The organism is Desulfosporosinus fructosivorans (genome assembly GCF_004766045.1).
Classification (GTDB): Bacteria; Bacillota; Desulfitobacteriia; order Desulfitobacteriales; family Desulfitobacteriaceae; genus Desulfosporosinus; species Desulfosporosinus fructosivorans.
On record NZ_SPQQ01000002.1, the window covers coordinates 79,307 to 100,047 of the forward strand.

At 41.8% G+C, this 20,741-nt stretch carries 22 protein-coding genes; 1 reads left to right on the forward strand and 21 read right to left on the reverse strand.

The genetic code is table 11. The annotated features are described in order from the left end of the window. Nucleotides 1-29: 29 nt before the first annotated feature. The 14 genes from E4K67_RS04590 to E4K67_RS04650 form a co-directional block, all read right to left on the reverse strand. Nucleotides 30-635 carry a DUF2238 domain-containing protein gene (locus tag E4K67_RS04590; protein ID WP_135545258.1) on the reverse strand — a complete coding sequence of 202 codons (606 nt, stop codon included), beginning with the start codon at nt 633-635 and terminating at the stop codon, nt 30-32. Between the two features lie 17 nt (nt 636-652). Continuing rightward, nucleotides 653-1,630: a glutamate mutase L gene (locus E4K67_RS04595; RefSeq protein WP_135545259.1), complete on the reverse strand. Its 978-nt coding sequence runs from the start codon at nt 1,628-1,630 to the stop codon at nt 653-655. A gap of 448 nt (nt 1,631-2,078) precedes the next feature. Next, complete coding sequence (locus E4K67_RS04600; RefSeq protein ID WP_135545260.1) at nt 2,079-2,738, reverse strand: YjgB family protein; 660 nt, start codon at nt 2,736-2,738, stop codon at nt 2,079-2,081. An 18-nt stretch (nt 2,739-2,756) separates the two neighbouring features. Then, on the reverse strand, nt 2,757-3,071 hold the full coding sequence (locus tag E4K67_RS04605; RefSeq protein ID WP_135545261.1) for a hypothetical protein: 315 nt from the start codon (nt 3,069-3,071) through the stop codon (nt 2,757-2,759). Nucleotides 3,072-3,231: 160 nt separating this feature from the next. Next, nucleotides 3,232-4,410, reverse strand: coding sequence for an MFS transporter (locus E4K67_RS04610; protein ID WP_135545262.1), 1,179 nt, complete (start codon nt 4,408-4,410; stop codon nt 3,232-3,234). Between the two features lie 70 nt (nt 4,411-4,480). Then, nucleotides 4,481-4,603: a hypothetical protein gene (locus tag E4K67_RS31015; RefSeq protein ID WP_274594834.1), complete on the reverse strand. Its 123-nt coding sequence runs from the start codon at nt 4,601-4,603 to the stop codon at nt 4,481-4,483. Between the two features lie 199 nt (nt 4,604-4,802). Next, nucleotides 4,803-5,246 carry a MarR family winged helix-turn-helix transcriptional regulator gene (locus E4K67_RS04615; protein WP_135545263.1) on the reverse strand — a complete coding sequence of 148 codons (444 nt, stop codon included), beginning with the start codon at nt 5,244-5,246 and terminating at the stop codon, nt 4,803-4,805. A gap of 124 nt (nt 5,247-5,370) precedes the next feature. Further along, nucleotides 5,371-6,087, reverse strand: coding sequence for a DUF169 domain-containing protein (locus E4K67_RS04620; protein ID WP_135545264.1), 717 nt, complete (start codon nt 6,085-6,087; stop codon nt 5,371-5,373). A 369-nt stretch (nt 6,088-6,456) separates the two neighbouring features. Beyond that, nucleotides 6,457-9,144, reverse strand: coding sequence for a phosphoenolpyruvate synthase (locus E4K67_RS04625; RefSeq protein ID WP_135545265.1), 2,688 nt, complete (start codon nt 9,142-9,144; stop codon nt 6,457-6,459). Between the two features lie 52 nt (nt 9,145-9,196). Continuing rightward, entirely contained in the window at nt 9,197-9,652 is a 456-nt protein-coding gene (locus E4K67_RS04630; RefSeq protein WP_135545266.1) for a MarR family winged helix-turn-helix transcriptional regulator, read from the reverse strand. A 534-nt stretch (nt 9,653-10,186) separates the two neighbouring features. Further along, nucleotides 10,187-11,056, reverse strand: coding sequence for a DUF3221 domain-containing protein (locus E4K67_RS04635; protein ID WP_158408393.1), 870 nt, complete (start codon nt 11,054-11,056; stop codon nt 10,187-10,189). An 85-nt stretch (nt 11,057-11,141) separates the two neighbouring features. Further along, on the reverse strand, nt 11,142-11,582 hold the full coding sequence (locus E4K67_RS04640) for a CBS domain-containing protein (protein ID WP_135545884.1): 441 nt from the start codon (nt 11,580-11,582) through the stop codon (nt 11,142-11,144). 204 nt (nt 11,583-11,786) lie between these two features. Further along, on the reverse strand, nt 11,787-12,482 hold the full coding sequence (locus tag E4K67_RS04645; RefSeq protein ID WP_243454333.1) for an LrgB family protein: 696 nt from the start codon (nt 12,480-12,482) through the stop codon (nt 11,787-11,789). Beyond that, nucleotides 12,448-12,861, reverse strand: coding sequence for a CidA/LrgA family protein (locus E4K67_RS04650; RefSeq protein WP_135545268.1), 414 nt, complete (start codon nt 12,859-12,861; stop codon nt 12,448-12,450). Before E4K67_RS04650 ends, E4K67_RS04645 begins: the two co-directional genes overlap by 35 nt. Before the next feature lie 162 nt (nt 12,862-13,023). Between E4K67_RS04650 and E4K67_RS04655 the strand changes: the two genes are divergently transcribed. Beyond that, nucleotides 13,024-13,944: a LysR family transcriptional regulator gene (locus tag E4K67_RS04655; protein ID WP_135545886.1), complete on the forward strand. Its 921-nt coding sequence runs from the start codon at nt 13,024-13,026 to the stop codon at nt 13,942-13,944. A 156-nt stretch (nt 13,945-14,100) separates the two neighbouring features. Here the strand turns inward: E4K67_RS04655 and E4K67_RS04660 are convergent, their stop codons facing one another. The 7 genes from E4K67_RS04660 to E4K67_RS04690 form a co-directional block, all read right to left on the reverse strand. Further along, nucleotides 14,101-15,351, reverse strand: a complete 1,251-nt coding sequence (locus E4K67_RS04660; protein ID WP_135545269.1) for a glutamate-5-semialdehyde dehydrogenase — start codon at nt 15,349-15,351, stop codon at nt 14,101-14,103. A 237-nt stretch (nt 15,352-15,588) separates the two neighbouring features. Then, a complete protein-coding gene (gene pruA / locus E4K67_RS04665; protein ID WP_135545270.1) occupies nt 15,589-17,220 on the reverse strand; it encodes an L-glutamate gamma-semialdehyde dehydrogenase in 1,632 nt (543 codons plus the stop codon). A 58-nt stretch (nt 17,221-17,278) separates the two neighbouring features. Further along, nucleotides 17,279-18,427 carry an NAD(P)/FAD-dependent oxidoreductase gene (locus E4K67_RS04670; RefSeq protein ID WP_135545271.1) on the reverse strand — a complete coding sequence of 383 codons (1,149 nt, stop codon included), beginning with the start codon at nt 18,425-18,427 and terminating at the stop codon, nt 17,279-17,281. Nucleotide 18,428: 1 nt separating this feature from the next. Beyond that, nucleotides 18,429-18,698 (reverse strand): (2Fe-2S)-binding protein, encoded by a 270-nt coding sequence (locus E4K67_RS04675; protein WP_135545272.1) that lies wholly within the window; start codon nt 18,696-18,698, stop codon nt 18,429-18,431. After that, nucleotides 18,688-19,191: a 4Fe-4S dicluster domain-containing protein gene (locus tag E4K67_RS04680; protein WP_135545273.1), complete on the reverse strand. Its 504-nt coding sequence runs from the start codon at nt 19,189-19,191 to the stop codon at nt 18,688-18,690. Before E4K67_RS04680 ends, E4K67_RS04675 begins: the two co-directional genes overlap by 11 nt. Next, the gene (locus E4K67_RS04685; protein WP_135545274.1) at nt 19,185-20,279 is read right to left on the reverse strand and encodes an NAD(P)/FAD-dependent oxidoreductase; all 1,095 of its coding nucleotides are present in this window, start codon (nt 20,277-20,279) and stop codon (nt 19,185-19,187) included. The genes E4K67_RS04680 and E4K67_RS04685 overlap by 7 nt, the downstream gene beginning before the upstream one ends. Next, nucleotides 20,276-20,581, reverse strand: coding sequence for a (2Fe-2S)-binding protein (locus E4K67_RS04690; protein WP_135545275.1), 306 nt, complete (start codon nt 20,579-20,581; stop codon nt 20,276-20,278). Before E4K67_RS04690 ends, E4K67_RS04685 begins: the two co-directional genes overlap by 4 nt. Nucleotides 20,582-20,741 lie beyond the last annotated feature (160 nt).

Below are 20,741 nucleotides of genomic sequence, written 5' to 3' on the forward strand. Positions count from 1 at the left end.
CTCTCCACAGGAAGTCTTGACGTCCATCACTAGTTGAATGAGTTAACTTTTTTAAAATTGCAATAATAGCATATTATTCCAGTAATAAATGCAGCCAAAATTTTGATTAGTAGATCTGTCGAGGTGTCTTCAAGACCTCCTTTTACCATACCCGATTTAAATAAGTAATCTCCTATAAACTCAAACATCTCCCACAAAGTACCTAAGGCGATCGAAAAGCTAAAGGCAAATATTATTGCAAATAAGGTAAACCTCTGCTCGGTAGTATCCTGTTCCTTTCTGAAAATCCCTTTTATTAAATATAAGGCAATTATAAGCGCATAGCTACCAAATATAGCGTGAAGAAGTAAATCCCACCACCAAAATATTTGATAGAATTTCCGAATTTCCCCCATGTATTGTGCCAAAAAAACAAATACTACCGTTGTTGATTGAAAACTAGGAGGTAGCACAAAGTTCTTTAGGTTCGCAGAATATGTAATTAGAAAAGGAAGACTAAGACATACCATAGCGAGTAGCGTCAAGGATACATTCTTCCATTGTCTTGAAGCAATACTCAAAAAAGCTGTAATTATGAGAATTGTCTCAAACAACATCGCTATTCCAACTGAGAGCTTACTGTTTTGATTATTCATTAAACGAACTACCCCTTCTAATTCTCTACTCCAAGTGATTCCCGCAACAGCTGCCAGGCCCCTAGTCGAAAGGTCGTTGTTAATACTCCCATGGATGCCATAATACAATCTCGATCTAACAACACAGCTATGCCTTCTTGAGGAAACATAGCATCGGTCTTCTTCATAATGCTTTGCTTCATTATTTCGAGACCATTTGGTAGCTGAGTGAGTGCCGCACCAGTTCCAACAATCCACCGAATCCCCTTTAAATCCCGACCCTCAAGACTCGCAACATTGCCACTCACCCAATTATTTAATCGTCCACTATGCCTTTCTAGAGCAGTTGTTATTGCCGCATCAGTTAACTCCGCGCTAAGAGCCACCTCTTCGGGCGTCTCAGGCCTTAATTTTAATAATTTTTTCCAACCTTGGCCATGACGCTCCTTGATGTTATTTTCGCCTATTAATTTCACTAAAGTCAAGGCATTGCTAAAAATACCAAGGTCTTCTTCAATCGTTTGATACGCTATTGGCTCCAACTTCAGGTTTGATTTTGATTTCTGATGTATATCATTCCGTGAAGTTATCGAGTATACCGCCGTCGATGCCCCTTCAACAGCAATAACTAGGACATCTCCTACTTCTTCATAAATGAGTTGGGCAGCTTGCGTGATTGCTCCTGGAGTTGTCAGAATCCTATCCTGGACAAAATGCCATATTTCATGAATGCCCAAAGAATCTGGAGAATATTGAACATTGCCCTTCTGAACAGCGCCTTGCGATGATAGCGAACTCGTCGCATAAAAAGGAATTTTGCCTAAAGAACTTACCGGTCCGATATTTTTTTCTAATGCAGTAACCGCAAATCGCAATCCAATTCCGATATCCCCATTGCGTAATGTTGTCCGAGAAATTCCCTGCCCAAGTAACAGGGGATTTTCCGCATCTAAATCACCAAAGGCATTCACTACCGTCATCTCACTTCCAATTTCGGCGACTAAAACCTTTTGCATAAGTTTACTCCCTCTCTTTGACAATATCTTAGTATTATCGTTCCCTGAAAGAAGAAAAGTTTGCAGAGGAATTACTAAATCCTCCTCCACCTACTTATCTACACTCAGCGGAGGGGCACATTAGCTGTAACACTTATATCCTGTCGTTCATAAACTGCCCAGAGGTGGTGAAACGACAGTGTTATTGCTTTGCCCAAATTGTCAGCGGATGGACCACTTAAGTAAGTGGATCCAATACACGGCTGAAACCCTTAAAATACATATCATTTCAGCCGCGAAGAGTCATGTCTATGTCTGCCCGAAATGCCTAAATGCTTCCCCTAGCGCAAGTCTTCCGTACATTAACCATTAGGTTCAAAGAATACCTAAATTCAATCCAGCGGTCAAAGGGAAGCGATCCACCAACAAAAAGCAACTCAGCATTTAAATAGCTGAGTTGCTTTAATGTCTACCATTGTCGACCGGGGTCGTCCGCCATATTATTGACGGTGCCTCTAGGATAAAGAACGAGATAATGATCCATCATGGGGTTGGAATTAGTATTGGTCGGTTCTGGAAATACAAATTCAATCTTAAACTCCGCCCCTGCAGTGTAACCGATGATTTCTTCTCCATTGACTTTCACATCATACGCAGGAGTTCCGTACACTTCTTTAGTTTTATTAAGGGAAAGGCTCTTCAATTGTTTATCAAATGAACGAACATCAAAGATTTGTGAACCTTTGTTGAAACCGAAAACCATTTCATGCATTGCATAGGTCGCATAGCTTCCTTTGGCAGTTGCTACCCATTCAGTTTTATCCGGCTCCCCCCATTTTTTCTTTACATCTTCTATTGCGGTTGTCTTTGCAGGGAAATCACTGTTAATTACTTTCCCTTGCTCCGCCAATTTCCGCATATTTAATAATAGCTCTCGAGCAGTATCTGGGGGTTGTTCTGATGACGATGGGGGTGTAGTTTCTGAGGATGGAGTCGTTGGAGATGTCGAATCCGGTTGCAAGGGTGGAGACTGTGTACTCGATGGCGAACATCCGACAGTAAGAGTAAGAGTAAGAGCGAGTGTTGCAATTATCCACTTTAAGGCAAGTTTATTAGCTGGTTTGAACATGATAAATTCTATTCCCCTTCATTTTTTCCCGATAGGAAGTAAACGTTTTAGTCCAACAGCTGCAGCTCCGAGAACGGTTGTTGCGCCAAGTGTATAAACCAACATACGAAGTATCGAGGATCTATTGGCTTCATTCTCACCTTTCTCACCTGAAGCAACATTTACTGGCGCGTTGGCAACCCCATCAGTTACAGTCGAAGTCCCCAATGTAACAAACTGCTGGCCTTGGACCATATCTTTGCCAAATATCTTATAAAGATACTCAGCACTGGTTTCGTTATAGGGTTCAATACCGATCTCAAGAAAATTACTTATCGGCCCAGTATGAGTCACTAAATAACCCTCCACAATTTACCCAAATAGATTTTGGACATTCGTTTACATTGTTACTTCCTCCTACACTTATAGACGAGAAAGAAGCGTAATTCTGACGGTTTTACTCCGCAAAACAAAACGCCCCTTACATTTCTGAAGTGATGCAAATTCTTAATTCCTATTGGGGCAGTTTTTTGCGAAGTAAGGCAAAGTACATAACCAAGGCTAACAAAGCAAAAATAGCTGAGCAGCCATACATGTATTCGTAGCCCATTTTTTGAGCTAAGAAGCCGAGCGTAACTGCACCAAGCCCAATGCCTAGGTCCATAGCCACTGCAAACGTTGCGTTGGCCGCACCCCTACGTTCGGGTGGGGATAAAGATATGACCAAGGCGTTTAAAATTGGCTGTACTGTTCCAAAACCAAGGCCGTAAACAACTCCCACAAGAAGAAACATTGGCAAGGAAGATGCCTTAACCAGTATAAGAAGAGCTGTAGCTATCATTAATATTCCGGGGACTAGAAATTTTCGGGCACCATATCGGTCTGCCAATTTCCCTATTATCGGACGACCTAACAATAATACGAGAGCATATACCGTGAAAAATATCCCAATGTTTTCAACGCCTCGGTAGGCTGCATACGAAGGTAAAAAGCTTACTATGCCACCATAGGTTAGGGTGATAAAGAACAAAACCAAAGCCGGAGGTATCGCGGTCTTTTCTAAGATTACACCTTTTACTAGAGGGACTTTGACTTCATCTTGAACTTTACGAGGTATTTCATAATTAATAAAAAACGAGCCGACCAATCCCAGGGCGGCAAGGATTGCCGATCCTGTAAATAAGACTGAGTAACTTCTGTACTCCACTAGATATAGCCCTAAAGCTGGTCCAAGAGACATCGCGATGGTGGCCGAAATTCCATAGTACCCCATTCCTTCAGATCGCCTGACAGCCGGTATTACGTCTGAAGCTATTGTTCCTGTGGCAGTAGTAGATGCCCCCCATCCAATACCGTGAACTACTCTTAGAACTAGTAAAGTAATGATTGAGAAGACAAGGTTATAAGCAAGTGCTGAAATAAAGAAAATGCCAACTCCGATGATGAGAATTAGTTTTCTTCCCTTCCGATCAAGCAAGTTACCAAACCAAGGGCGTACCAAAACCGCTGAGAGGGTAAAAACGGCGACAATTGTTCCAGCTACAGTCTCGTTACCTCCGAGCGTCTGAGCATACAAAGGGAGGGTTGGCAGTAGCATATACATTGATAAAAACATTAAAAATGATACAAGCATTATTAAAAAGAAAGTTTTGTTCCAAATCCGGCCTTCAGGTACGGGATTAGCATTGAGCATTTCGTAACCCCCTCAATATACTTATCTATTTTCCGGAAAAACTCTACCCTGCATTTGTAATCCTAGTCATTTAGTCGTGGAACTCCACTTCTACGAGGGGGATTAATAACCAAATCGGAATTATCACTTCTTCTACTTCCGAAGTGATATCTCCTTCTCTAGGATGCATCATCTCTGGTGATATACAGTACATTCAACAACATATCCCCTCTTCGCTAAGTTATACGTACCCCATCCTTGCAAGTAGGGAGAGCTAATCCGTGAATATTTGACAAATGATACTCGCATAGAAACAGCTTCATCCATTTTTAGAGATGAAGCATTAAATACTACTTATGAGTTCAGGCGCATATCAACTTTCTCTACTATGAGTAGCTTCAACTTTTCTCTACTTATAGTAGTTTCTCAATTGAGATAGATAAGATATTTAATGTACGCACAAGTTCTAAATATTCATCTCTGTTTAAATCAGATATGCAAGCCATATTTGCACTATCTGAAATATTGATGAGTTGTTCCAGGACACTTTCACCCAACTCTGTAAGGGTTACGCTATAAATCCGGCGGTCATTTAGATCAATGTTTCTAGCAGCATATCCTTTTTTCACTAATAAGTCCAAAATCCTTGTTACGTTTGTTTTATCTTTAAGGCATGCTCGCGCTAAGTCGGTTTGTGATACTCCAGGATTATGATACACCGCATTAAGAATTGCCCATTGTTCTGTTGTAATGTTTAATTCATTGTCTTTTATTAACTTAGTAAAATAGGATTTCATATAGTAGTTTGTCTTAGCAACTATAAACCCTAAAGAATTTTCTATATTAAAATCTTTCATAGTTTCCCCTTCTTCATCGATACCCATCTAAAGATAATAGCATGAATATTAAGTAGTTCATACTTTGTTCTCCAAATCTTATCCCCTTTTAAAAAGCAAGGGGCAGTACCCTTGCTCCACTGAGTTAGATCCTTTCTGCAATTTTCAGCCACGTTTCTTTTGTTAAAAAGCTTTCTTCCACTTGCTCTTCTAACTCTAAAAAGCGCTTATATGGGATGCTGAAGGAGAGGATATCTTTGTCGATAAACTTGCGTGCCGAGGGATCGGTTAGTCCAATAAAGCACTTAGGATTCTCTGCCTCCACTTGATCTAGCGCATACAATATGGACTGATGACAACCAGCTCCAAAGTCTACTTTAACATTATCTTGGGTCGGTTTATCGTAATTGACAAACCACATCAGAGCGGAAATTTGGTCAGGATTGGCTAAAATAATGATTATCTCAGGTATTTCACCTTCTACTAATTCTACCAAAGGTTTAAAGACAATATACGTTTTTGGAGAGACGACTGGTAAACCGGTTATAAATTTTGCTGCTAGCTCAGGATTTTTTTTGTAAAATTCTCCCTCTTGTCCACCTACTCCACCAGTGGACAAAAAATACTCCATAAAACCCAATTCGAATTGTTTAAAGCCTAGACCCACTGCTCCGCCCCCACACCCAGAGGTTTTTGAATCGAACACTACGCTCCGCCCCTTACTTGCGGCATTTAACATTGATGTAACACAGCCCCACTTTTCCTCCTTAAATTGTAGAGCTCCCTCAGGTTTTAAATCTGTGCGAAATACGGCAACAGGTTGGGTCTTAAGTTTAATGGCATTGGCGATCTTGCTTTTCATTTTTACACTTCCTTTAAATATTTTATGGTTATAACAATTATAGATATAGCAACTATTATTGTCAACAAATTTTATCAGACCCTGTTTTTAATCTCCTGCCCGGGCATCATGGTAATAATCCTTCTTTAAAACAATTTTCCTTTTGAAATAGAGCTCGACGAGAACAATATTACGCCATTAGGAACTTCTTTTGGGATCACGGCTTCGGCGATAGTCTCTCCTACATCCGTTTGGAACTTCTTTTGGGGTAGCGACTTCAACTATACTTTATCCTACGCCGTTAGGTATTTCTTTTAGTACTAGGGCTTCGGCGATAGTCTCCTCTGGAAACTATCGCACTGGAGATTATCGTCACTGAAGTCACGATGTTTAATTATTGTTGAACGAGTCACTCGGTTCACTTAGTATCTGAACGAACCCTTCTGTTCCATTTATTCGAATTAAGGAACCGTCTTTTATGATTTCCGTCGCTTTATCAATTCCCACTACAGCTGGAATGCCGTATTCACGGGCAACCACCGAACCGTGAGTCATCGTCCCCCCGACTTCAGTAATGAGTCCTTTTATCGAGATAAACAAAGGGGTCCATCCTGGATCAGTATAGGGTGCGATTAAAATCTCCCCTGGATTGATCTTGGCGTCCTCTAGTCTGAGAACAACTCTAGCAATTCCTTCCACAATGCCTGCTGATACGGGTGTCCCGATGAGAGCGCCTGCAGGAGCCTGAACATCGCGTAGTTTGCCAGTGATGATCTCCCCTTCACTGGTCATAACGCGGGGAGGGGTCAATTTCTGATCTAACACATGTTGTTTTTCCCGCTCTTCTACAATTTCCTGAGCACCTCCTGAAAAACGGTTCTCTACCAAAGAAATGAGTTCTTCCATAGTAAAGTAGTATACATCCTGTTCACCTCGCAGGATTCCTTTCTGAACAAGGAGTCGTCCCTCTTCAAGAATAGCGCGTTTGTAAATATCCAAAAGCATTATCACGATAAATTTATGATTTTCACGCGTTCCCATCAGATTACGGTACAGTTTAATCAACCGGGATATGCTTCTTTTTTCGAAGTAACTAAACTGGGAAAGAATTTCTTTGGCTGCTTGGTCCGCCTCAATTTCACCCCGCTTGAATTTTTCTCTATGTTCCCCGAACGTGGTCGTTCGAATATTGCTGAGAATAGACGGTACAAGTTGGGTAGGATCCTCATTCCATCTTGGCTTGGTAATATCAATTTCTCCTGAGCAACGCATACCATATTTATCTAGAAAAATTTCTAACTGCCGTTTAAATTCGAACCCACCACTAACCCTAAGCAAATCTTCATAAAAACTCTCGATAGTTGCTCTTCCCAAATAATCAATGACTTCAGGATACTTTCTGGCAATATCGGTAAGGTCACCCAACTCCAGACCAAGCTCGCCTGTAACATTGCCCGGCAGAGATTTATTCAATTGACTTAACAAATAAGCTCCTTGCTTATCTCCCACCTTTTTACTCAGTTTCTTAGCCAGCGATCCCGATGCCAAAATTCCTGTAATTGGATAAGCTACAATTTTAGCCAGCACATTCGGAAACATAGTTTCCATACTTTGATGTATCACTCGGAGCCGATCTGCCCCTGATGTGTCCATTATATTCTTCTCATGTTCTTTCACTATTTTTTTCATTATGGAAGCAACATGAATTCTAGCTTTACTGGGATCTCCCACTAGCAAGCTGCTTCGAACTTTTATGAGTATCGGAATAACAATTGGAGCTATTTTGCGGACCACCCGGAACACTTCTTTTTTAGGGAAGGATTGATTGCGAAACTCTTCGCGCTGTATTACTTCTGACATGGCAGATGCCATTAACTCATCCATACCCTTAAACACTTTAAGCAACATATTGCGCGAAGGTTTTAACAAAAGAGGTCCTGTAACATCGGCAAAGGCTCTTCCGCCTGCAGCAAGTAAAAAACCAGGACCTGAAGAAGCAGGATCTTTTTTAATAAAATTCGGCAAATAACTCAATAGCGATATGGCTAAAGGCTTCATAGCATCGGTCATCACTTGGATATAGCTAAACGAGACATAGACATGCAATTTATCATCGGAAACTTTTGGCGCTGGGTGTAATGATGTAATGGGACGGCTCTGAAGAATAAATATTTCTCCGTCAGCCAACCCCCATTCAATGTCCTGCTCGGAACCATAATGGACTTCGATTCTCTGACCAAGTTCGGCTAACTTGATAATGTTATGGTCCTCTAGGGCTTGTATTTCCTGTTTTTCAAGAGGAATATCTTGAGTGAACGTTCCACCTTCAGGGACCGAATAGATAGCTATTTTCTTTTTTGATATTTGTTTCTTAATGATTTTTCCCGAGCGGACCTGATATAAATCCGCTGTAACAATCCCAGATACGAGAGCTTCACCCAGCCCAAAGCTGGCATCAATAGAGATCGTTTTCCGATGCCCTGTAATGGGGTCTGCTGTAAACATGATTCCTGCTACTTCTGGAAAGACCATCTGTTGAACCACAACCGAAAGAAACACTAAGCGATGGCCAAATCCGTTTTTAGCTCGATAGGAGATAGCCCGGTCCGCGAACAGCGAAGCCCAACAGTCTTGAACCGCTTGGAGCAATTGTTCTGGACCTAGGACATTTAAATACGTATCTTGTTGTCCAGCAAAAGAAGCCGTTGGTAAATCTTCGGCCGTTGCACTGGAACGTACGGCATAAGCTTGGGCTTGTCCGGTAATATTCCAGGCCTCCAAAATGCTTGATCTTACTTCCTCCGGCAAACTGAGAGACTTTAGGTGCTCCCTGATGCGTTGTCCCAAGATACAGATTGGTTCTAGCTCATCAGCATTTATCCGATCGAGAAGATCGTAAAATTCACTCATTTGCGTACTTGTATCGATAAATGTGCGATACGCTTCGGTTGTGACACAAAATCCTTGAGGAACCGGAAAACCGGCTTTCGTCATTTCTCCCAGATTTGCACCTTTGCCTCCAACGTAAGCCAAATGCTGTTTGTCAATTTCCTTAAAGTATAAGACGTATTTTTGCATACTCATCCCCCTTTGCTTTATCTAATAAGCCGTAACAGTCCTACCATGAAAATTATTCTTCCTCAATCATTCTGCTGATGAGTGTCTTCATATTGTTGATGGTTTCTTTAAACAAGGCCAGATCGTCTTTCGTGAATTTTTTCATACTTTTACTTAATGCTACTTTCAGTGTCTCTAAAAGTTTTTCAAAATAATCGCGTCCCTGCTCGGTTAGTTCGATATTTACTATTCGTCTGTCAACATCGTCAAATTTTCTTCTAACAATATTTAACTCAACCAGTTTATCTACTAAAGTAGTAACATTCGGTTTGGAAACGGAAAGCAACCTGCCCAGATCACTCATGGAGCAAGGACCATAACTTCTTAAATTCTTCATTATTTGAAAATGAGGTCTGGATATTTCTTGATCCCTCAGAATATCGTCGCTTATTTTGAGAACTCTTTTACAGAATACTGGTAGAACTGTGAACATCCCCTCTAGGATCTCATCGATATCTTTATTTTCCATTGCTTTCTTCCTCTCACTGTTTTTTAACCGATTGAATCCTAAAGAAAAGGTTAATCATTATAATAGTTATATATGTTAACTATTATGCATTGTAATATATCTGCTTAGCTTGTCAAATAGTAATATCTATTCTGATCTGTAATCTACACATTTTTGATAGGAACAACTACATTCCATCGAATCAAAAGTCTTTAAATTATATACCATGAAATTATTCTTCATCTCAAGATGTTAAGAATGCCGATGTATGATAATAAACCTTAAAAAAGTACAACCCTACCTATTCGAAATAGTGAGGTTGTACTTTTGATCTTTTTCTATCATTCTAACGCTCAAGATATGGTAAACATAGTATAGAGTAAATATGAGGCCCATTATCGCTTTTATAATCGTCAATGGGCCTTCTGCTAAGATTTGAGACGATCCCCAAGGATACTATGTTTCTGCCCAAGAGAATGCGAGAAGCATCGGACGATTGTGAAGGGTAGAAATAAGGAACCCAGATAATCGATCGACTCCGCTTCGAAGCTGTCTCTAGTCTAAAAAATCAGCTCTAGTTAAGCGAATCATTTTTACTTTAGAATCCGTTTTTATCGCCTGGTTCAGCAGCGAATTATCATCCTTGTCCAAGTCAAAAATTATTATCTGCCCATCTCCTAATTCGTAAAACCCTGCGACTTTACCATCTCCATGTCTACTTTCAAACTGCTTATAGTCTGACCCATAGTTATCAAACACGCCTTTGGCCATATCTCCTGTTTTACTTCCCTTATTTGTCGGAAACTGTGCCGAGGTGGTCTCAAGTTCGAGAACCTGACCAGAATCCTTTCCTACTATAACGCTAATCCCTTGCTCATAGGTCCTTTTATTCCACGACTCTGGAAAATGACCTGGCTCAGCAAAATACTCCTCCTTAAAGACAGTCCCTAAGATCTCATTGACCTGACTCTGACTGTCACCCAGATGAATTTTCCCTATGCTAGGACGCGTATCTATCTGCTCATCCTTCAATACTATAATCTCATCGGCAGTAGCCTGGACAGGATATGATTCAGCGACTGGTCCATTGAAGCGTACTTCTACTCTTAGGTTTTCCTGCAATGAATCAAAGTTTGAATTTACGACCTTATCAGCTGACTTTTCATAGATCTTAGTCTTTTGAGTTACTTTAATGGATGCCTGGTCATAGGGCTTAGAACCCTTTTCTCCTTCGACTAAAATACTTCCAAGTATCTCTCCTGACTGGTTCTTAGTCAACTTAATGAGGGTACCAAGAATGTCTACTTTTTTGTTATCTTGAAAATCTCCTGAATTTTGAGGTTGAACTGAACTGCATCCAGAAAGCACTAAGATCCCTATAAAGGAAATAACCACTAGTTTAATTATCTTCTTATTTATTTCCAACCTCTTCCTCCTTATTTTTACTTACTTTTGCCAGATCAAAAGAAGCCACGGGGCTATCCCGTGGCTTCAATAATTGGAACCAGATTTAAGCAATTCCAGTCCTATTAGTGGCCTGCACTTTTCGTTGGAGCAAGAGTTTCGAGCAGTATTCAATCATTTCCCGCCTGCGAACAATCCCTATGAAAATCTGTTGATCGTCCACAACAGGCACAAAGTTTTGCACTACTGCTCTTGAAATCAAATCCTCAATTTGGGCATCGATCGTTACAGGCGAATTCTGTACATGTTGCGCCACTTCGCTCAGAAAAATATCCTCTGTATTTTGGAAGGTCAAACCCGGAGTATTTTTTAGCTTCCAAAGTAAATCTCCTTCTGTAATCGTTCCGACATATTCACCCTCGTCATTAATAAGTGGGACTGCAGAGTAAGTGTGATACTCCATCCTCTCCAGAGCCTGACGCATCGTTGCAGTTTCTTTAAGATAAACAATGTCTTTTTTAGGTATAAGGAAAAAAGCTACATTCATGATAATTACGCTCCATTTTAAAATTTTAACACCAATCCTGATAATAACAGACTTATCCGTGGCCTTAGGACCATTCAAGTCAGATAGGGTTTAGTTATATTATAAAGATATTCCTCCAAAAAGAAAAGAAGATAATCAATCACTGTCGTGATTGATTATCTTACCCGCTTTAGCCATATACGATTGTTACAAGTATCTGATCTGCTATATATTTATAAGCCAAGGAATGTAAAACGGGGCAATGAATGAAATGAAAATCGCTGACAACGCCATAGCTACTCCTGCCATCGCTCCTTGAGTTTTTCCTTCTTCTAAGATAATCGCTGTACCTTGGCCATGGGCCGTAACTCCCATAGCTAGCCCTCTGGCTACAGGATCATCTATCTTACATAAGGTAAGGAAGCTTGCACCTATCATCGAGCCTAATGTACCTGTAAAGACTACAAAGGCAACTGCAATGGCAGGGTCTCCACCCGTGAGATGGGAGATTTCGATAGCAATAGGGGCAGTGATAGATTTAGTGGCGATGGAGGTAACAATAAGTGAATCCAGTCCACTCATTTTGGCTAACAAAACGGCGGTCGTTAAAGTAGCTAGAGCACCGCTGGCTATTCCCACAAGTATGGGCACAAATGATTTCCGCAGTACTTGTCGGTTTTGGTACAGAGGCAGTGCAAGGGCGACAGTAGCAGGTCCCAGTAAAAAGGTCATAATATCTTTGCCTGGCTTATACTGTTCAAAGCTAATTCCTGAATAGTGCAGGATAATAATGATGGAAATGGTGCTGAGCAACAGAGGGGTTAACAATGCATTTTGTGTCTTCAAATAGATCTTTCGGCTAATAAAATATAGGGAGACTGTAATGCTAATAGTGAAAGCAGTCATTGCGATGTTTGACAAGTGAGATCACTCCTTTCTTTTCCTGGGGGACTTTGGTGAGGATTTGAACAATTCCTCCTGTTGTTAGTAATGCTACTAAAGCACTCACTACTAGGGGGAGAAATAGGAGATATCCCTTCTGCATAAACAAATCACTCCATTCCATTAATTGTACTGCAATAGGAATAAAGAAAAAGGAAAGATGTTTTAGCAGGGGATTTGTAGCTTTTGACAACCATTGTTCTTTAATAACCCCTGTGGACAACAATACAAATAGGATAATCAGGCCCAGAACGCTTCCTGGTATTGGTAAGAGCAATAACTTTACTACCCATGTACCAAGGTAGAAAATAACCCATAGAAAGAAGATTTGCAGAAGAATCTTCAGTATATTTTTCAAAGTCAATCACCTCTTTATGATAATTATACAGATTTCTTTTCAGCATCTACCATCTCTGTTGCTGTCTATATTCTAAATCCAATCTATCTATAAGTAAAATATATAATAGTAATCTTTACTATGACCAAATTAGATAGTACACTATCTTTGGAGGTGTTTACCATAGATATTCGACATTTAGAATATTTCGTTGAAGTGGCTCGCCAACAAAGTTTTAGTAAAGCGGCTACAATACGTCACGTATCCCAGTCTGCGATTAGTAAGATGATAAAAGATCTGGAAACAGAATTAGGAACTTCTCTATTTAATCGGACGTCGAAGTATGTACAGTTGACTGACACGGGGATTGTTTTTCTTGACCAAGCACAACAGGTCGTATTTATGTTTGAAAATCTCACCACCGAATTCAACAACAAAATTAAAACTGAGAAGGGGAAAATTTCGATCGGCTTACTTCCAATCACTAGCTCAACGATATTTGCTGAGCTACTAGGAGAATTTAAAAAGAAGTATCCACAAATCGAAATTGTCCTCTCTGAATATGGATCCAAAAAGGTAACACTCGCAATTCAAGACGGAACTCTAGATACTGGTGTGATCTGCATTGTCCCAGATAATCACTATTTTGATTCTCTTCCTTTTTCGACGGACCCTCTTTGTGTTATTGTTTCTTCTCAGAATCCCATAAGTCATTTATCGTCCATTGATCTAGCATCTTTATCTAATGAATCTTTTGTATTATACAGTAAAGATTTCAGTCTACATGATGAGATTAAAAATCAGTGTCGAAATGTGGGATTTTTCCCGAATGTAATTTTTGAAACCTCCCAGCTTGACCTTATGACGCAGATGGTTGCCGCTAATTTAGGAATTGCGTTCTTGCCTAGTGTAGTGTGCACGCAATTAGATACTAATCGCATTGTTTCCTTACCGTTAACACACCCTCAGATCATTCACAGCATGTCTATCATATGGAAAAGAGGTCGCTCCATGTCCCATGCCACTCGTTTATGGTTACAGTTTGCCGAAAATTATTTCACGTCAAATGTACCAAGATCAGATAAGAACCTTCTCTCTATATAATTTAGGGATTCCAATTTAGAGTTAGTAATTAAATAGCACACAAAATCGCTAACTAGCAGCCTAACAGAGCATTATTTTGTAGACTTTTAGCATAGAAATAACCCCGACTTGAATTCAAATCGGGGTTATTTCTATATAACATTTTTGGATTTATTTTTATACTATTTGTCCATCTCCATAAACCATATACTTAATCGTGGTTAATTCCCTCAGTCCCATTGGCCCACGAGCATGCAATTTTTGAGTACTAATTCCGATTTCCGCTCCAAAGCCAAATCGTCCACCGTCTGTAAAACGAGTTGAGGCATTCACATAAACTACGGCAGCGTCAATTTCCCTTAAAAACCGTTGGGCCCGCGAATAATTCTCGGTGATAATCGTTTCCGAATGCTTGGTACTGTACTGATAAATATGATCGAGTGCCCCATCAAGGCCGGGCACGACTTTAACACTTAAGATAAGGTCAAGATGTTCCTCTACCCAGTCTTCCGGGGCGGCAGGAACTGCATAAGACAATATTTCGCAGGTTTTTGGGCACCCTTTTAGTTCGACTTGATGGCTCTTGAGCACTTCCCCAATTAGTGGAAGAAAATCTTCGGCGATTGCTTCATCCACGAGCATAGTTTCCAAGGCATTGCAAACCCCAGGACTTTGAGTCTTGGCATTAATGACGATCGGGATTGCCTTTTCATAATCAGCTTCTCTGTCAATAAACGCGTGACACATGCCTGTTCCGGTTTCGATCACTGGTACGGTGGCATTTTGCACCACAGCCTGGATCAGCCCAGCTCCCCCTCTTGGGATAATGACGTCCACATAGTCATTCATACGCATTAACTGTTGAACCCATTCTCGACTGGTCTCTGTTATTAGTTGGATACATCCTGACGGCAAACCACTGTCTTCAGCGGCCTCTGCAATCACTCTTGCCAAAACTCTATTACTTTCTAAGGCCTCAGATCCGCCTCTTAGAATTACGACATTACCAGATTTCAAACACAAGGCCGCAGCATCGACTGTCACATTAGGTCGTGCTTCATAGATCATCGCCACAACCCCAAGCGGAACACGAGTTTGTTGAATACGTAGTCCATTCGGACGTGTCCACACTTCGCCCTCTCCTACGGGATCTCGTAAGGCAACCACGTCCTTTAGAGCTTGGCTGATTTGTGCAATTCTTGCTGAGGTCAGACTTAGACGATTGACAAGGCTTCTCTTAAGTCCTTTCTCTTCTGCAGCTTGAACATCTAGGCTATTGGCTCTTAAGATATCCTGCTCATTATTTATGAGGGCTTCGGACATCGCCAGCAGTGCATTATTCTTCGACTCTGTACTAGCAAATGCCAATTGACGAGCGGCTTGCTTGGCTCTGCGGCCAATCTCAAGTAAATCTGGGTGAAACACCACAATTCCCTCCCTATCATTCGTTTGCAATAGTTAACGCTATGTAACCCTTAAGCTAAATTCGAAATCAAACTGATAACCTAATGCTAACTTCATTATAGCAGAAAATAGGGAGGTAATCTTAAAAAGGCCTCAATGGTTTAGAGCCATTGAGGTCTGAAACGTTTATGCGCTGGTCCATATAACTTCCGCCTGCCATCATGTGATAACCTATACTTTCAGGAGTGATTGAGGAAGCGATTATTCCTCAATCATATAAGGATAGCTAACTTCTGTGCGAGGAACCAGGGTCTCCTTAATTGTACGTTGACTCATCCAACGATATAAGTTGATTGCACTACCAGCTTTATCATTGGTACCTGAGCCACGACTGCCTCCGAAAGGTTGTTGTCCAACAACTGCACCGGTCGGTTTGTCGTTGATGTAGAAGTTACCGGCTGCATGATCTAAGGCTTTTGTCATCTTGATAACGGCTGATCTGTCTTGAGCAAATATTGCACCTGTTAAGCCATAGATCGTAGCCGTATCGCAGTCTATTAATGTTGCCTCGAATTTGTCATTTGGATAGACATAAATGGTCATAACGGGTCCAAAGATTTCTTCTACCATCGTCTTGAAGGTAGGTGTCTTGGCTAGGATGACTGTAGGTTCTACAAAATATCCTACACTATCGTCGCATCCACCCCCAATGATGATTTCAGCATCACTTGACTCCTTTGTATAATCAAGATAGGTTTGAATATTCTTGAACGATTTCTGATCAATAACTGCGTTCATGAGGTTTGTAAAGTCACAAACATTGCCCATCTTAATCTTCTTGATTTCATTTTCGAGTCGTCCTTTTAATTCACCCCATAAACTTTCAGGAATGTAAGCGCGGGAAGCGGCCGAACATTTTTGCCCTTGATATTCGAAAGAACCAAGCACAATAGCACAGGTAAGTGCTTCGATATCGGCTGATTCATGAGCAAAGATAAAGTCTTTACCACCTGTCTCACCCACAAGACGAGGATAGGTAACATACTTTTCAATGTTTCCACCCACTTGATTCCAAATACCATTGAATACTCCTGTAGAGCCTGTGAAATGGAAGCCTGCCATCTTAGGATGACTAACCACAACTTTACCGAAGTCAACTCCTCTACAAGGGACAAAGTTGATAACACCGGCTGGTAAACCAGCTTCCATAAAAATCTGCATGACGTAGTAGTTTGAAAGTACAGATGTTGTTGATGGTTTCCATAAAACAGTGTTTCCCGCCATGGCTGGAGCGGAGGCCAGGTTTCCACCGATCGCTGTAAAGTTAAAGGGTGTGATAGCTGCCACAAAACCATCCAAGGCGCGATATTCGACACGATTCCAAACCCCATTTGAGTTAGCTGGTTGTTGTTTGTAGATTTCTTGTACGTAGTAAGTGTTGAAACGTAGGAAATCTGCCAATTCACAAATTGCATCAATTTCTGCTTGGTAAGGATTCTTACTTTGACCAAGCATACAAGCAGCCGCTAATTTTGCTCGGTATTTTCCGGTCAACAGATCCGCGGCCTTTAGAAAAATTGTAGCTCTATGCTCCCAAGGCATGTTCTCCCATTCTTCTTTGGCTGCTTCGGCGGCTTCGATGGCCATTAAAAGTTCTTTTTCGCCAGCCACATGATATTCGCCTAGTACCTTTTGATGATCATGAGGGCAAATCATCTTTGCTTTATTCTCTGTGCGAATTTCTTTGCCACCAATAATAATTGGTATTTCAACTGGATTAGCTAATTGTCTTACAAGTTCTGCCTTTAAAGCTGCTTTTTCAGGTGACCCCGGCAGATAACCCTTTACAGGTTCATTTTCTGGAAGTTTAATTTGAAAATATGCATTGTTCATTTTAACGTTCCTCCTTGAATTAATTTAATGAATTAATATCTTTATGCAGGCTCTATCTCTAAACCACCGCAGGTTCACGTAGTAATTCTCCTGTGCGGAAGCGGTCCAACCCAAAACGTTCAATCGGCATAAAACTCTCTTGTCCAAGAATCTTTTGGGCTAATAGCACTGCTGTCTGAGGGCCAACCATGAAACCATGTCCACTAAAACCAGCGGCCACCCACATCCCTTTCGCGTCTGGAATTTCATCCAAGATCGGATTGGCATCCGGGCTCATATCATAAAGACCTGACCACTGACGAACAACACGTAGGTTTTTCAGAAGTGGCAAGACGGTAGTTGCTTGGCGAGCGACATCTTCTAAGAACTCCCAGCTGGAATTAATGTTGAAATCCTTGGGTTCGTTGGGATCACCCACACCCATGATAAAACTGCCATGTGGGGTCTGCTGACAGTATAAACGATGGTGGAGGGAGATTACCATCGGTCCTTGGCAAGGTTCAACAGGCTCAGTAACAAGAGCCTGATGTCGTTGGGGATAAAGAGGCAGTTCGAAGCCAGCCATTTCGCAAATGGTACCAGCCGCGTAGCCGCAGGCATTAATCACCAGAGAGGTAGCGATATCCCCTTTCGTGGTCTGAACAGATGTGACCCTTCCTTTTTCACGCCTTATTCCTGTGACAGAGGTGTAGGTCTCGAATTTCACACCAAGCCGACTGGCTGCTTTATAATAGGCATCCACCACGTGAAACGGGTTGGCATGTCCGTCAGTTTGACAAAACGTGGCACCAATCAAACCATTGATGTTCAAATGGGGCACAATCTCTTGGGCTTCTAGGGGGGTAATCATTTTAGTGGGTATCCCTAACCTATGCTGAATAGCAACATTTTTTTTGTATTGGTTCCATTCGTTTTGGGTGTAGGAAACCATCAAGTAACCGCCTTGTTTAAATTCGATATCCATATCATATTCAAGTTCTTCGTTCATACCTTCAAAGCGTTTCACACTGTCCCGGGCAAGAATGGCATTAGTTTCCGTTCCCCACTGTTGGCGAACTCCAGCACCGCATCGACCCGTTGCTCCGGAAGAAAGATATTGTTTTTCAAGGACCACAATGTCCTTCACCCCACGGACGGCCAGTTCATAGGCCACGGAACACCCTATAATCCCGCCTCCGATAATGACGACGTTAGCAATATTTTGCAATTTACTCCCCCCCCGCAAACGTTCCCAGCTTCACTGGCTTCACAGGCGCACGGAAGGTAGGCATCAAAACATCGCATACTGGAATCTCATAAGCCTTGGCTAGCTCCTGGGCAATGAGCATCCGACAGTTGCGGCCTTGACAGGGACCCATTCCTGCGCGGACAACCCGTTTAATCTCATCAATGGTGCGGTACCCTTGGCTGATCAGCGATTTAATCTCGTCAAGGGTGATGTCCTCACATCGGCAGACGATAGTTTCCTTAGTTTGCATTTCGAATCCCTCCCAAACGTATACCGCGCACGTCCATGGCAAGATCTTGGGGAACGACCAAGCATATTGTGTAGGTTTTATTTTTCCTGCCGCCTGACTGAACCTTATTTACTTCAAAGGTACCAAGTTCTTCCCCAGCCCTATTCAATCCAACCACTTGTTCCCCAACTTGAGGTACTGGTGCATATTCATAGGGAATCCTGACTATTGCTTCAGTATCACTGTAGGAGGCATCTACTATAAAGATGGCCAACCCCGGACAGCGGCTCAGGCAAACACCGCAGCCATTACATTGATCGAAATCCAGTTTTGGCAGGTTGTTAATATCTTCCATCGGTTGAATTGCGCCTTGCTTACAGGCTTCTGTGCAAGGATTGCAGGGAATCTCTTGGAAGCATTCGATGATGGCTACCGGACCTTTTTTCAATCTTGCCTCGGAAGGAGTAACAGTTTTTATATCTTCTGATGTCGGAATCCCAGTCGTGTTCAGCATGCCGCTCCCCCCTTGTTCATCAGTTTCATAATTCCTTTCACCGTCTTTTGTCCAGCAGGCCCGGCGCGAAGTTCACTTAACTCAGCCAAGGCTTCTGCTTGAAGTTTTGGAGTCACATCGTTTCCGTGCCCCAGACTTGAAGCAGCGCAAATGCCGGCCAAGCGACCTTCCACCATAGCAGAACTGGCTTCTTCAACTCCACTGACGTCCCCTGCGACATAGAGCCCGAGACGGGTGGTTTCTAAATATTTATTTCTAATGGGCACATGTCCAGAAAGTTCCGGCACGTATTTCATCTGACAGTCCGCTTGGAAGCAGAGCTCGGTTAAAGGGCTCAAACCAACTGCGAGACAGATTACATCCACTTTAAGATCTTGTTTGCTCCCAGGAATCGGCTGCCATTTATCATCGAGCTTGCAGATAATGGCACCTTCTACGCTATCCTTACCGTAAGCTTCTATAATGGTATGTGAGGTTAAAATCGGCACTCCAGCGCGTCGAATCTTAGAAGCATGTACAAGATAACCTCCGATGGTAGGCGACGCTTCGATAATCCCAGCGATTTCCACGCCGGCCTGCATCAATTGATAGGAGACAATCAGTCCAATATTGCCAGCGCCGATCATCAACACGCGTTGTCCTGGAACAATACCATGCACGTTCATCAGAGTTTGAACCGCTCCTGCTCCATAGATACCGGGCAAATCGTTATTCGGAAAAGTAATCATTCTCTCTGAAGCACCAGTAGCCACAATAATTTTTTCTGGATTGATTTTAAGATGTTTACCTTGGCCTTCAGCAGTGACCACACCGTCTTCATAAATTCCCAGCACGGTGGTCTCTGTCCACACTTCAACCTTAGGATTATTTTCACACTGCTCAATAAGAAAATCGCCAATCTGGTAACCGCGGTCCCCAGCATACTGCTTTTTTGAACCGAAGAATTTATGAGTCTGTTTAACCAATTGACCGCCAGGTTTATCATCCCGTTCTAGGAGCAGAACACTAGCACCTAAATCAGCCGCAGCAGCGGCAGCACTCAGACCAGCTGGGCCGCCACCAATAACGAGAATCTCTATCTCTTTCACCTGAGGCACCCCTTTCCTTGCTGAGTCTCTACCCTCATGCCGGACTGAACTTTTTCCACACAGATTCTGATATTTGGTTCCCCATTAACCACCATTAAACAAGATGAACAATTACCGATCGCGCAGAATAGACCCCGTGGTCGGTGCATTACGTGGCTGTGGCCCAAAACTCTGATCCCTCCTGCATGTAAGGCAGCTGCAATGGTCTCGCCTTCAAAACCCTTTAGTTCCTGCCCATCAAAGAAGAAGGTAAATTCTTCTCCACGTTCAAAGTCTAAAATAGGATGCTCTGTGATTCTCAATGAACTCACTCCCTCAGTATGTAACTATCTTATTCAATCACAATAGTTGCAATTTTCGTTCCAATATTATTGAAATGATTGAATTGCAAAAATTAAAGTTTTGAAAAATAATGCTATGTTGAATAAGTTAATTTTCAGGAGATATTCGCAAAAAAATATC

What these genes read in the sequence shown, in the direction of transcription:
- E4K67_RS04590 (WP_135545258.1), bottom strand. Translation starts at nt 635, where the DNA reads ATGAATAATCAAAACAGTAAGCTCTCAGTTGGAATAGCGATGTTGTTT.
- E4K67_RS04595 (WP_135545259.1), bottom strand. Translation starts at nt 1,630, where the DNA reads ATGCAAAAGGTTTTAGTCGCCGAAATTGGAAGTGAGATGACGGTAGTG.
- E4K67_RS04600 (WP_135545260.1), bottom strand. Translation starts at nt 2,738, where the DNA reads ATGTTCAAACCAGCTAATAAACTTGCCTTAAAGTGGATAATTGCAACA.
- E4K67_RS04610 (WP_135545262.1), bottom strand. Translation starts at nt 4,410, where the DNA reads ATGCTCAATGCTAATCCCGTACCTGAAGGCCGGATTTGGAACAAAACT.
- E4K67_RS31015 (WP_274594834.1), bottom strand. Translation starts at nt 4,603, where the DNA reads ATGTACTGTATATCACCAGAGATGATGCATCCTAGAGAAGGAGATATC.
- E4K67_RS04615 (WP_135545263.1), bottom strand. Translation starts at nt 5,246, where the DNA reads ATGAAAGATTTTAATATAGAAAATTCTTTAGGGTTTATAGTTGCTAAG.
- E4K67_RS04620 (WP_135545264.1), bottom strand. Translation starts at nt 6,087, where the DNA reads ATGAAAAGCAAGATCGCCAATGCCATTAAACTTAAGACCCAACCTGTT.
- E4K67_RS04625 (WP_135545265.1), bottom strand. Translation starts at nt 9,144, where the DNA reads ATGCAAAAATACGTCTTATACTTTAAGGAAATTGACAAACAGCATTTG.
- E4K67_RS04630 (WP_135545266.1), bottom strand. Translation starts at nt 9,652, where the DNA reads ATGGAAAATAAAGATATCGATGAGATCCTAGAGGGGATGTTCACAGTT.
- E4K67_RS04640 (WP_135545884.1), bottom strand. Translation starts at nt 11,582, where the DNA reads ATGAATGTAGCTTTTTTCCTTATACCTAAAAAAGACATTGTTTATCTT.
- pruA (WP_135545270.1), bottom strand. Translation starts at nt 17,220, where the DNA reads ATGAACAATGCATATTTTCAAATTAAACTTCCAGAAAATGAACCTGTA.
- E4K67_RS04675 (WP_135545272.1), bottom strand. Translation starts at nt 18,698, where the DNA reads ATGCAAACTAAGGAAACTATCGTCTGCCGATGTGAGGACATCACCCTT.
- E4K67_RS04680 (WP_135545273.1), bottom strand. Translation starts at nt 19,191, where the DNA reads ATGCTGAACACGACTGGGATTCCGACATCAGAAGATATAAAAACTGTT.